Source organism: Nocardioides sp. J54, assembly GCF_000519005.1.
GTDB lineage: Bacteria > Actinomycetota > Actinomycetes > Propionibacteriales > Nocardioidaceae > Nocardioides.
The window spans coordinates 1-11,119 of record NZ_JAER01000066.1 but is presented as its reverse complement, the minus strand read 5'-3'; the positions used below and the strand labels follow the sequence as shown (position 1 = coordinate 11,119).

Below are 11,119 nucleotides of genomic sequence, written 5' to 3'. Positions count from 1 at the left end.
GGCGGCCTCGCACCTCAACCACCGGGAGTCAGGCGAGGCGAACCCAAGGCTTGCCGCCAGGCGGACTGCGCCAACTTCCGTAACCAACTGCTCGCGCGGCAGCGCGGCGCCCGCGCCGAAGGCGCGTCGAGGGCAAGTGCGGGCCGAGCTTGCGAGGCCTGCGCGCGGCCCTCGACAGGCGACGCGCTCGCGCCAGACAACACCGCGAGGCTCGGCCGCGGGCGGCCTCGCACCTCAACCACCGGGGAGTCCGGCGGAGCTGAGCCCAAGGCTTGCCGCCAGACGGGCTGTGCCACCTACCGGAGCCAACTGCGCGCGCGGCAGCGCCCGCGCCCGCGCCGGAGGCGCGTCGGCGACAGGTGCGGGCCGAGCGCAGCGAGTGCCTGCGCGCCGTCGTCGACAGGCGACACGCTCGCGCAAGACCACAGGCCCGCCCCGGACGAACCGGGACGGGCCTGCGGGTGGAGCGGGATGGATCAGTCGTTGAGGGCGTAGCCCTCGCCGTGCAGGACCAGGTCGATACCGGCGACCTCGTCCTCCTCCTTGACGCGGAAACCGATCGTCTTCTCGATCAGCGTGGCGAAGATGAAGGCCATCACGAAGGAGAACGCGATCATCGTGAGCGACGAGAGGAGCTGGGCCATGAACAGCTTGGCCTCGCCACCGAACAGCAGGCTGCCGCCGGTGAGGGCCTCGGCGCCGAAGATGCCGACCCAGAGGCAGCCGATGAAGCCGGCGACCAGGTGCAGGCCGACGACGTCGAGGGTGTCGTCGAAGCCGAGCTTGAACTTCAGGTCGACCGCGAAGCAGCAGATCGCGCCGGTGACCAGGCCGAGCACGAGGGCCCAGACCGGGGTGAGGAAGGCACAGGCCGGGGTGATCGCGACCAGGCCGGCGACGATGCCCGAGGCGGCGCCGACCGCGGTGGCCTTGCCGTCCTTGAGCGCCTCGATGGCGATGTAGCCGAGCAGGGCGGCGGCCGGGGTGATCACGGTGTTGAAGAAGATCAGCGAGGTCTGGCCCTCGTCGGCGCCGTAGACACCGGTGTTGAAGCCGTACCAGCCGAACCACAGGATCGCGGCACCGATCAGGACGAGCGGGACGTTGTGGGCGACGGTCTCCTCCTTGGAGAAGCCGATCTTGCGCTTGCCGAGGACCAGGGCCAGGGCGAGGGCCGCAGCACCAGCAGACTGGTGGATCACGGTGCCACCGGCCCAGTCGAGGGCGCCGGTGCCGAGGCCGAGGACGTCGTTGGCGAGCCAGCCGTTGGGCGTGCCCTCGGAGTCGACGCCCCAGATCCAGCGGAAGCTCGGGAAGACGACGAAGGCGGTGAACAGCGCGGCGAACAGCATCCAGGGCCAGAAGCGGGCCCGGTCGGCCACCGCGCCCGAGACCAGCGCGACGGTGATGATGCAGAAGGCGACGAGGAAGGCGTGGCCACCGAAGGCGTTGGCGGCCTCACCGGCGCCGACGCCCTCCATCAGGTCGGACATGCCCACGTCGGCGAACGGGTTGCCGAAGAGCTTCCACCCGCCGGTGGAGCCGTCGGTGATGCCCGTGCCACCGATGAGCACGTAGAGCAGGGCCACGACGGCGATGGAGCCGAAGCTCAGCATCATCATCGACACGACGGACTTCTGCTTGACCAGACCGCCGTAGAAGAACGCCAGGCCTGGCGTCATGAACAGGACCAGGGCAGCGCAGATCAGCTGCCACGAGAGATCGACAGACATCCGGTTCCTCACAAGTCTCGGGTAGTGGTGCGGCGGTCTGGCAACGTTGCCTGCCGCGTCTGGACCCGATACTTGCGACGCCTCGTTTCGCCGGGAACCGGCTCACGTTTCGTGCGTGTTACTAGTTCTCCCAGCGTGTGACGTCCCGGTGACGCCGTCTGCGACCCTCCCGCCTCAGCGGCGGGGCTTGGTGAGCACGACCGCGTGCGGCGGCGCCGGCAGGTCGGCGCGGAGGCGGAAGCCGGCCTTCCTGTACATCCGCCGGTTGCGGGCGCTGCCCTCCCCCGTGAAGAGGAGGTACGACGTCGCCTGCTCCGGCGCGACGGCCTGGATGTGGTCGAGGAGGGCCCGGCCCAGGCCGCTGCCCTGCAGGTCGGGGGCGACCATGATCCGCCCGATGTCCCAGGCGTCGCCCTCCATCTTGCCGCGGACGGCGCCGACGAGGCGGCCCGCGCGGCGCACGACCCAGGTGTCCCACTCCTGCATCCACGCGACGACGTCGTCGAGCGACTCGTGCAGGGCGGGGATGTCGAGGGTGTCGTTGTCGAGCGCCTCCTGCACCCAGCAGGCCCGCTGCAGGGTGAGCAGCTCGCCGGCGTCGCCGGGGACGGCGCGCACGATCGGGGTGCCGTCGTCGAGGACGGAGGGGTGCAGCAGGTCCGGCCGCCGCCGCGCCGTACGACGCCGGGCCTGGTCCTCGCGCCACGCGGCGATCCGGCCGTGGTCGCCGCTGAGCAGCACGTCGGGGACCTCGCGGCCCTGCCAGGTGCGGGGCTTGGTGTAGACGGGGTACTCCAGCAGCCCGGACGCGCCGTGGGACTCCTCGACGAGGGACTCGGCGTTGCCCATGAAGCCGGGCAGGAGGCGCACGACGGCCTCGGTGACCGCGAGGGCGGCGACCTCGCCGCCGTTGAGCACGTAGTCGCCGAGGCTGAGCTCGCGGACCTCGGCGACCTCGCGGGCGTGGTCGATGACGCGCTGGTCGATGCCCTCGTAGCGCCCGCAGGCGAAGACGATGCGCTCGCGGGTGGCGAGCTCCTCGGCGAGGCGCTGGTCGAAGCGCTCGCCGGAGGGGGTGGTGAACACGATCGTGTCGCCGGCGCCGATGCCGAGGGCCTCGAAGGCCTCGCCGAACGGCTCGGGCTTCATCACCATCCCGGCGCCGCCGCCGTAGGGGGTGTCGTCGACGGTGCGGTGCCGGTCGTGGGTCCACGTCCGCAGGTCGTGGACGTGGACGTCGAGCAGGCCGCTGGCCGCCGCCTTGCCGGGCAGCGACAGCTCGAGCGGGCCGAAGAAGTCCGGGAAGATCGTGAGGTAGTCGAGCCTCACTCCCCCTCCTCCTCGGGGAACGGGCTGACCAGGCCGGGCCGGTCGGCGACGACGACGCGACCGCCGGCGACGTCCACCTCGGGCACCAGGGCGGCCACGAAGGGCACCAGCGCCTCGCGCCGGTCGAGGGTCTTGATCCGGAGCAGGTCCTGGGCGCCGTGCACCAGCCCGACGACCTCGCCGAGGTGGGTGCCGTCGACGTCGTGCACGGCGAGGCCGACCAGCTGGTGGTCGTAGAACTCCTCGGGGTCCTCCGGCGACTCGTCGGCGGGCACGGAGGCGCGGAGCACCACCCCGCGGGCGGTCTCGGCGGCGTTGCGGTCCGGCAGCTCCTCGAACGCTGCCAGCAGCACGCCCTGGTGCCAGCGGGTCCGGGCGACGGTGAGGGTGCGGTGCGCGAAGGCGGAGCCGCGGGGCGGCTCGACCTGGAGGACGGCGCCGACGGCGTACCGGCGCTCGGGCTCGTCCGAGCGGACGTCGACCGTCACCTCTCCGCGGATGCCGTGCGGCTTGCCGATGCGACCGACGACGACCTCGATGCTCTCCACCACGAGCCCGAGGTTAGGGCCAGCCGGCCGGGAACGGCGAACGGGCGCCTCCCCCGTGGGGGAGACGCCCGTCCGGACGGTTCGTGCCGTGGCTCAGCGGCGGTCGGTGTCGACGAAGTCGACCCGGGTGCTGCTGTTGCCGGCCAGGGCGCCGATCACGGTGCGGAAGGCGGTGGCCGTGCGGCCGCCGCGACCGATCACCTTGCCGAGGTCGTCGGGGTGCACCCGGACCTCGAGCACCGAGCCGCGCCGCAGCTGCTTGTCGCGGACGACCACGTCGTCGGGGTGGTCGACCACGCCGCGGACGAGGTGCTCCAGTGCGTCGGCGAGCATCTGCTCAGGCCTCCTCGGCGGGAGCCTCGGCGGGGGCCTCCTCGGCGGCGGCCTCGGCCGGCGCCTCCGCGGCCTTCTCGTCAGCCTTGTCCTCGGCCTTGTCGGCCTTCTTCTCGGACTTCTTGGCGGTCACCGCGGCGCCCTTGGGCTCGTTGGCGGCCTCCTTGAGGGCCTCGTTGAAGATCTCGAGCTTGTCGCGCTTCGGCTCCTTGACCTTCAGGGTGCCCTCGGCGCCCTCGATGCCCTTGAACTTCTGCCAGTCACCGGTGATCTTGAGGATCGCCTCGACGGCCGGGGTCGGCTGCGCGCCGACACCGAGCCAGTACTGCGCCCGCTCGGAGACGACGTCGATGAACGACGGCTCCTCCTTGGGGTGGTACTTGCCGATCTCCTCGATCACGGCGCCGTCGCGCTTCTTGCGCGAGTCGACGATCACGATGCGGTACTGCGGGACCCGGACCTTGCCCAGGCGCTTCAGACGGATCTTGACGGCCACGTTTGTGGTGTCTCCTTGAGAACTAGTGTGGGTGAGGCGCGGGCGACCAGGTGGGGAACACCGGGACCCGGGTCTCGATGGGCGCTGCACCCACCGGTTGAGAGGGTCCGGAAGGCGCAGAACTCAGCCGCCAAGTCTGCCAGATCACCCCCGCCCGGCACGAATCCACCCCTCACCCGCCGGCGAGGTGGTCCGCGATGGCGCCCGCGATGGCCCGGTCGGGCCCGTCGAAGGTGGAGTACGCCGGCGAGGTGTTCGCCTCCCAGCAGTACCACCGCCCGTCGGCGCCGAACCTCAGGTCGAGGCCGGCCAGCTCGAGCTCCAGCGCCCGGCACAGTGCCCGGCAGCGGTCTGCGACGGCGTCGGGCAGGTCGACCGGCTCGGCGGCGAACCCGCCGTAGCGGTAGTCGACGGCCTCGGAGCGGATCCGGTGGACGAACAACCGGTCCCCCACGACGTGCACCCGGTGCTCGACCCCGGCGACGAACCGCTGCAGCTGGGTCGGGCACCAGCGCACCGCGGACAGGTCGTCGTCGGGCCCCACGACCCGGACGATGCTGCGGATCCCGCTGACCGACTTGACCACCACCCGGCCGTGCCGGGCGACGAACGCGCGGGCAGCGGCCGGGTCGGTGGTCAGCAGCGTCTCCGGGACCGCGAAGCCGGCGTCGGCGACGGCCCGGGCCTGCCACGGCTTCGAGTGGTTGCTGAGGCCGGCGGAGGGCCGGTTGAGCACCCGCACGTGGGGTGGCGCCAGCTCGGCCCACTCCCGCAGGTCGGTCGCGAGCCGGGCCAGCCGCTCCTGCTCGGCGGCGTCGACGGCGTCGCCGAGGTCGTAGGGCCGCAGGTAGGCGCCGGTCACCTCGTCGACCAGGACCGCGTCGCCGTCGACGACGAGCACGGGGTGGCCCCCGCGCCGCTCGACGGCGACGGTCCCACAGTCGGCCTGGTCGACGAGGAGGTACGGCGCCCCGCGGTCCTCGAGCACGCGCCGGACCGCCTCGAGGGGCGTGTCGGTGCGCAACCCGTGCAGGACGATCACGACGCCACCCGCTCCCGCGTGCGGGGGCGGCCCGAGGCGACGTACCGCCGGACCGCGGCGCGGGCCGCGGGGGTCGCCACGAGCGGGGCGGGCAGCACCGCCTCGAGGGCGAGCCCCTCCCCCGGGCCGCCGGGTGTGAGGACGGCCGAGAGCAGCGGAGCGTCGTGCGCGGCGGCCGCCGCGACCAGCCCGCGACGCTCCGCCGGGCCGGGCGCGGGGCCGTCGCCACCGACGACGACCCGTCGGCCGACGACGGTGACGACGACGTGGCTCCCGCTCCCCGACCGCTCGGCGACCGGGAGCCCGGCCGCAGCGGCCCACGCCGTGGTCGGCCGGGTCGGTCCGGCGAGGTCCCCGGGGGTCGGGCGGACGACGCAGCGGTCGCCGAGGCCGGCGAGCCAGTGACCGAGCAGCGCGGTCATCTCCGCGGCGACGTACCCGCGGTGCTCGTCCGCGATCCAGGTGAGCTCGGCGGGTCGGACCCGTGCCAGGAGGCAGACGACCCGCCCCACCCGGTCGACCTCGAACGGCTCGCCGTCCGCGACGCCCCGGCCGGGCGGGTCCCCGGGGCCGGTGGCGCCGGCCGGGAGGACCCAGCCCGGCAGGGACAGGTCGGCCGGGGTGAGCAGGCGGGCGCCCGCCCACCCCGCGACCAGGGCCGCGGCCCCGGGGTCCCGCTGGGAGGCCACGACGAGGATCACGACGGTCCGTCGCCGTTGACGGCCGCCTCGACGACCGGGGTCGAGACGTCGGGCCGGTCCTCGGTGCCGAGGAACGGGCTGCCGAGGCTGCCGACGCGCTTCTCGATGCGCTCGAGCCGCTTGACGACCTCGTCCAGGCCCTCGAGGCCCTTCAGCCCCTCGAGCCGGTCGCGCACCGGGTTGATCAGGTCCTCGAGGTCGATCAGGTCGTCCACCTCGCGGCCGGCGAGCTTGTAGATGTCGATCTCGCGGACCTCCTTGAACCTCTTCTCGAAGACGATGTTGTCGCGCAGGTGCTTGACCAGGTCGTCCTCGAAGTGCCACCGCTTGACCGGGGTCGCCCGCTGCAGCGCGGCGAGCACGTCGATGCGGCCGTAGCCCATCTGCTCGTTCCACGTCCCGTTCGGGTGGCCGGCGACGTTGGCGTAGGGAACCGTCCCCACCTTCGCCGCGGTCTGCTCGATGATCCGGCGGACGCCGACGTTGTTGAGGCTGGAGTTCCGCGAGCGGATCAGCGCGGCGAGGGCAGCGACGTGCGGCGTGGCGGCGGAGGTGCCGTTGAACCGCGGCGTGTAGTCGTTGGCCGTGTAGCCGTTGGCGCCGAGCCGGTCGGTGCTGGGGATCCGCACGCCCGGCGCGACCACCGAGATCTGCGGACCGTAGTTCGACCCCCACCCCTCGCCGTCCGGGCTGGAGGGCGACTTGCGGTTGTCGGCCTGGTCGGAGGCCCCGACCGCGATGACCAGCGGGTTGGTGGCCGGGTAGGTGATGCCGTTGGCGGTGTTGTGGTTGTGCGTGGCCACGCACATCACGAGGCCGGCGTTGAACGCCTCCTGGATGGCCGGGTCGATCACGGCCCGGTCCCAGGCGTTCCACCCGAAGCTCATCGAGATCACGTGGGCGCCCTGCATCCGGGCGTAGCGGATGCCCGCGGCGACCTCGGTGTCGGTCCACCGGGAGAAGGCGATCGGCAGGATCCGGCAACGACCGGCCAGGCCCGCGACGCCGGTGCCGTTGCCGGTGCGGGCCGCGACGATCCCGGCGCACGGGGTGCCGTGGTCGCCCGTCGGCGCTCCGGTGCCGGACATGGTGCCGAGGTTGATCCCGTTGTGCACGAACGCGCCGGCGAGGTCGGGGTGGCCGAGCTCGACGCCCTCGTCGAGGATCGCGACGACCACCGAGGCCGAGCCCATGGTGAGGTCCCAGCCGGTGGTGCCGGGACCGGCGGCGCCGATCTGGCGGAGGTTCCACTGGTCGGCGTACATCGGGTCGTTGGGCACGTGCGCGACCGGGACCCGCATCGGCACCCACTCCAGGCGGACCTCCACGTCGCGCCCGAGGGCCTCGGTGATCCGGTCGGCGAGGTCGTACGCCGGCGTGGCGGCCGGGTCGGCGACGGTGAAGTAGTCGTGGTCGCCCAGCAGCGCGGAGCGGACCTCGTCGCGCTCGAGGCCGAGGGCGACGACCCGGGCGAGGTCCTCGGGGTCGGCGACGTCGGCGTGCAGCAGCACCACGGCGTCGGCGGCCGGGGCCAGCTCCTCCTCGCCGGCACCGAAGTCGGCGGTGTAGACCGGCGCGGCCCACCCGACGGTCCCCTCGGCCTCGGCGCGGGCGATCGCGTCGCCGTCGACCTCGGAGCCGTCGGGGGTGCGGGCGAACACGAAGTCCGGGCCCTCGTTGACGGGCTGCTTCGCGTCGGGCTGGACGTCGGCCGCGGCGAGCGGACCGTCGTCGGTCGCAGGCCCCTCGGCGACGAGGCCGAGGGTGGCGAGCACGTCGGCCTGCGCTGCCGCGGCGGCAGCGAACCCGGCGACGGCCGGGCCGGTGCGCGGCGCGAGCAGGACGCGGTCGGGCTTCGGGGTGAGCTCGACGCCGGAGGGGTGCGTCAGGTGGTCGGGGTAGCGGTGCATGGGGGCTCCTTCTCGAGAGGACCAGCCGGAATGGCCGGTCACTGTGCGGAGCGACGCGCCGGTGCCGTTGATACACCGAGCTGCGCTGGCAGACTCTCCGGCCATGAGCTCCCCCCACGCCCCCGCACCGAAGCGCACGTCCCGCACCGGCATCTGGGTGGCCGTCGGCCTGCTCGTGGCCGCGGTCGTGGTCGCCGTGGCCGCCGGCGTCGTGGTCTGGCGGCTGCTCAGCGGCGAGGTCGTCGTGGTCGCCGCCGACGGGCAGGCGCACCAGGTCGACCTCCCGGCCGACGAGACCTACGGCGTGTTCGTCACCGACGGCCGGCCGGTGACCTGCGAGGCGGTGGCCGGCGACGGGACCGCGATCTCCTTCGGCCCGGTCAACGGGTCCTACGAGGTCAACGAGTGGGAGGCGGACCGGTCCTTCGACACCGCGGACGGCGACCTGGAGGTCACCTGCACGGCCCTCGCGGGCGACGGCGCCGAGGTGCGGCTCGGGCCGCTGCCGAGCATCCCCGGGCTCATCGGGACGATCTTCGGCGGCGCCTGCCTCGGCCTGTTCCTCGGCGCGGCCGGGCTCGCGGTGCTGGTGGTGACGCTGGTGCGGCGCAACCGGCCGCCGCAGCTGCCCCCGCCGCCGTACCAGCCGCCGTACCAGCCTCCGTACCAGGGGTGAGGCGGGAGCTCTGTCAGGCGACGACCCGGCCGCGCAGCACGACGCGGGCCGGCTCGGTGAGCACCGACAGGTCCTCGAGCGGGTTGCGCGGGTAGACGACGAAGTCCGCGGCGTCACCCTCGTCGAGCCCGGGGTTCCAGCCCAGCCACGCGCGGCCGCGCCAGGACGCGGCGCCGAGCACGTACTCGTTCGACAGGCCCATGTCGGCCATCGCACGGATCTCCTCGTGCAGCACGCCGTGGCGGGTCGAGCCGCCGCCGTCGCTGCCGACGTAGAGCGCGACGCCCGCGTCGTGGGCGGCCATCAGCACGTCGCGGCGGCGCTGGAAGAGCGTGTCCATCGTCGCGGAGTACGCCGGGAACTTGTCGCGCCCCTGGGCGGAGAACTCCGGGAACTTCGAGGTCTGCAGCACGGTCGGCACGAGCGCGACGCCCTGCGCGACCATCCGCTCGAGGTGGGCCTCGGTGAGGCCGGTGCCGTGCTCGATGCAGTCGATGCCGGCGTCGAGCAGCGGGCCGAGGGAGTCCTCGCCGAAGCAGTGCGCGGTGACCTTGGCGCCCTGGGCGTGCGCGACCTCGATCGCGGCGGTGACGGCGTCCGCGGGGAAGGACGGTGCCAGGTCGCCCTCCTCGCGGGAGATCCAGTCGCCGACGAGCTTCACCCAGCCGTCGCCGGCCCGGGCCTGGGCGTCGACGGCGTCGACGAGGCCGTCGGGCTCGACCTCCTGGCCGTAGTTGCGGATGTAGCGGCGGGTGCGCGCGACGTGGCGGCCGCAGCGGATCAGCCGGGGCAGGTCCTCGCGCTCCTGCACCCAGCGGGTGTCGGCCGGGGAGCCGCAGTCGCGGGTCAGCAGCACGCCGCTGTCGCGGTCGGCGATCGCCTGGCGCTCGACCTCGTCGTCGGGGACCGCTCCCCCGTCCTCGAGGCCGAGGTGGTTGTGGGCGTCGACGAGGCCGGGGACGATCCACCCCTCGGCGGCCGTCTCCGCCCCCGCGGGCCGCTCGTAGGTGACCACCCCGTCGACCACGAAGAGCTCCCGCACCTCGCCGTCGGGCAGGACCGGACCGGAGAACCGCAGCGCACTCACGCGCCGCACGCTACCAACGCCGCTGCGGGCGCGGTCCCCCTCAAAGGTGGGACAGCAGCCAGGTCGGGCTCAGCGTCGTCGCGCCGACGCCGTGCACGCGGGCGTCGAGCGCCCGGTCGGCGGTGACCACGACGGTGCGGTGGCCCCGCCCGACAGCCTTCGCCGCCTCGGCGAGGATCGTGGCGTCGCCGTCCTTCGGGGCGTGCACCGTGCGGACGTGCGCGTCCTTGCCGGCGCGCACCCCGCCCTTGGCCTGGCCCTCGAGGACGAGCACCACGTCGTCGTACGGCACGTCGGCGACGAGCAGCTGCTCGTGCAGGCGGCGGGCGGCCCCGGCGCGGTCCTTCCACCAGCCGTCCGGGCGGGCACCGACGACGTTGGCGCCGTCGACGACGAGCGTGGTCCTCACCGGAGGATCACTTCAGGAACTTGGAGAGTTCCGGACGGCCGAGCGCTGTAGTCACGGGGTGATTCGGCAGGGCGACCACCAACGCTGTAGGGGTCGTTTCCTTCAAGTAGAGAGACGCCGAACATGACCACATCATCTCCCACCGGCGACATCGTCGCCGCCACCTACGTCCGCCGGACCGTTGACCGCCTGACCGCCGCGACCAGGCAGCCCGGCCAGGACTCGATCCCGTGGGACCTCACCCACCTGAACAGCATCATCTCCACCCTCGACGCCCGCGGATACGGCGACGCGATCCGCGAGGCGGCTGACGATCAGGCGCGCCTGTACGAGCTGCCGACTCAGGCCGAGGTCGAGAAGCAGGCCGCTGAGTGGATCGAGGCCCACCAGTGAGCGCGGCGCCCCGTCCTGCTGTCCTCGCGGTCCCGCCCGGAACGCAGCCGGAGATCGTTTGCCCCCCGTGGTGCACCGACACCCTCGAGGAGCACGTGGCCGAGCTCGGCGAGTGGGAGGGCTTGGTGATCCACCACCACGCCAACGAGTCGGTCTGGCACAGCCGGGTCGCCTACCCCGACGGCACGCCGGACCCGACCGAAGTACCGCTGATCCAGGTCGTGCACCCGCGGGCGATGGACGGCATGACCATCGAGCAGGCCCGCGAGCTGCTGGAGGCCCTGTCGGCGGCGATCGAGGAGGCATCGCGATGAGCGCTCTCGAGCGCAGCTGGGGCGCACCGCAGCGGGACCACCTCCGGGCTGTCGCCTCGATCGAGTGCGATCAGGCGGCAGCGATCCTGCGGGACCACTCCCCCCGAGAGCTGACCTCCACAGAGATCGGCAAGCTCTACCGTGCAGT

The 11,119-nt window shown here is 73.3% G+C and carries 13 protein-coding genes and 1 pseudogene; 3 read left to right on the top strand and 11 right to left on the bottom strand.

Annotated elements, in window-relative coordinates:
- Window positions 1-476: 476 nt before the first annotated feature.
- The 9 genes and pseudogenes from NOCJ54_RS0122310 to NOCJ54_RS28745 all read right to left on the bottom strand — a co-directional run bounded on the left by NOCJ54_RS0122310 (window position 477) and on the right by NOCJ54_RS28745 (window position 8,092).
- On the bottom strand, window positions 477-1,733 hold the full coding sequence (locus NOCJ54_RS0122310) for an ammonium transporter (RefSeq protein ID WP_028657248.1): 1,257 nt from the start codon (window positions 1,731-1,733) through the stop codon (window positions 477-479).
- A 174-nt stretch (window positions 1,734-1,907) separates the two neighbouring features.
- Window positions 1,908-2,294 (bottom strand): GNAT family N-acetyltransferase, encoded by a 387-nt coding sequence (locus NOCJ54_RS30435; protein WP_269634618.1) that lies wholly within the window; start codon window positions 2,292-2,294, stop codon window positions 1,908-1,910.
- Window positions 2,295-2,387: 93 nt separating this feature from the next.
- Window positions 2,388-3,062 (bottom strand): annotated as a pseudogene (gene trmD, locus NOCJ54_RS30430) (tRNA (guanosine(37)-N1)-methyltransferase TrmD); the annotation flags it as partial.
- Window positions 3,059-3,610 carry a ribosome maturation factor RimM gene (rimM, locus tag NOCJ54_RS0122300; protein WP_198020309.1) on the bottom strand — a complete coding sequence of 184 codons (552 nt, stop codon included), beginning with the start codon at window positions 3,608-3,610 and terminating at the stop codon, window positions 3,059-3,061. The gene rimM and the pseudogene trmD, both read right to left, overlap by 4 nt.
- Window positions 3,611-3,703: 93 nt before the next feature.
- Window positions 3,704-3,943 (bottom strand): RNA-binding protein, encoded by a 240-nt coding sequence (locus tag NOCJ54_RS0122295; protein ID WP_028657245.1) that lies wholly within the window; start codon window positions 3,941-3,943, stop codon window positions 3,704-3,706.
- 4 nt (window positions 3,944-3,947) lie between these two features.
- Complete coding sequence (gene rpsP, locus NOCJ54_RS0122290) at window positions 3,948-4,439, bottom strand: 30S ribosomal protein S16 (protein ID WP_028657244.1); 492 nt, start codon at window positions 4,437-4,439, stop codon at window positions 3,948-3,950.
- A gap of 172 nt (window positions 4,440-4,611) precedes the next feature.
- A complete protein-coding gene (locus tag NOCJ54_RS0122285; protein WP_028657243.1) occupies window positions 4,612-5,481 on the bottom strand; it encodes an ATP-grasp domain-containing protein in 870 nt (289 codons plus the stop codon).
- Window positions 5,478-6,182 (bottom strand): hypothetical protein, encoded by a 705-nt coding sequence (locus tag NOCJ54_RS28750; RefSeq protein WP_051486286.1) that lies wholly within the window; start codon window positions 6,180-6,182, stop codon window positions 5,478-5,480. Before NOCJ54_RS28750 ends, NOCJ54_RS0122285 begins: the two co-directional genes overlap by 4 nt.
- Window positions 6,179-8,092: a S8 family serine peptidase gene (locus NOCJ54_RS28745; RefSeq protein WP_051486285.1), complete on the bottom strand. Its 1,914-nt coding sequence runs from the start codon at window positions 8,090-8,092 to the stop codon at window positions 6,179-6,181. Before NOCJ54_RS28745 ends, NOCJ54_RS28750 begins: the two co-directional genes overlap by 4 nt.
- Before the next feature lie 103 nt (window positions 8,093-8,195).
- Here NOCJ54_RS28745 and NOCJ54_RS0122270 point away from each other — a divergent pair, with 103 nt between their 5' ends.
- Complete coding sequence (locus tag NOCJ54_RS0122270) at window positions 8,196-8,768, top strand: hypothetical protein (RefSeq protein WP_028657242.1); 573 nt, start codon at window positions 8,196-8,198, stop codon at window positions 8,766-8,768.
- A 13-nt stretch (window positions 8,769-8,781) separates the two neighbouring features.
- Here the strand turns inward: NOCJ54_RS0122270 and NOCJ54_RS0122265 are convergent, their stop codons facing one another.
- The gene (locus NOCJ54_RS0122265) at window positions 8,782-9,855 is read right to left on the bottom strand and encodes an amidohydrolase family protein (RefSeq protein WP_084255628.1); all 1,074 of its coding nucleotides are present in this window, start codon (window positions 9,853-9,855) and stop codon (window positions 8,782-8,784) included.
- A gap of 40 nt (window positions 9,856-9,895) precedes the next feature.
- Window positions 9,896-10,264 carry an NYN domain-containing protein gene (locus NOCJ54_RS0122260; protein ID WP_028657240.1) on the bottom strand — a complete coding sequence of 123 codons (369 nt, stop codon included), beginning with the start codon at window positions 10,262-10,264 and terminating at the stop codon, window positions 9,896-9,898.
- A gap of 123 nt (window positions 10,265-10,387) precedes the next feature.
- On the opposite strand from NOCJ54_RS0122260, the gene NOCJ54_RS0122255 reads away from it, so the two are divergent.
- The gene (locus NOCJ54_RS0122255; RefSeq protein ID WP_028657239.1) at window positions 10,388-10,657 is read left to right on the top strand and encodes a hypothetical protein; all 270 of its coding nucleotides are present in this window, start codon (window positions 10,388-10,390) and stop codon (window positions 10,655-10,657) included.
- Between the two features lie 95 nt (window positions 10,658-10,752).
- Window positions 10,753-10,971, top strand: coding sequence for a hypothetical protein (locus NOCJ54_RS0122250; protein ID WP_028657238.1), 219 nt, complete (start codon window positions 10,753-10,755; stop codon window positions 10,969-10,971).
- The last annotated feature ends 148 nt before the right edge of the window (window positions 10,972-11,119 follow it).

Coding starts and splice junctions, on each gene's coding strand:
- NOCJ54_RS0122310 (WP_028657248.1), bottom strand. CDS start 1,733: ATGTCTGTCGATCTCTCGTGGCAGCTGATCTGCGCTGCCCTGGTCCTG.
- NOCJ54_RS0122295 (WP_028657245.1), bottom strand. CDS start 3,943: ATGCTCGCCGACGCACTGGAGCACCTCGTCCGCGGCGTGGTCGACCAC.
- NOCJ54_RS28745 (WP_051486285.1), bottom strand. CDS start 8,092: ATGCACCGCTACCCCGACCACCTGACGCACCCCTCCGGCGTCGAGCTC.
- NOCJ54_RS0122270 (WP_028657242.1), top strand. CDS start 8,196: ATGAGCTCCCCCCACGCCCCCGCACCGAAGCGCACGTCCCGCACCGGC.
- NOCJ54_RS0122255 (WP_028657239.1), top strand. CDS start 10,388: ATGACCACATCATCTCCCACCGGCGACATCGTCGCCGCCACCTACGTC.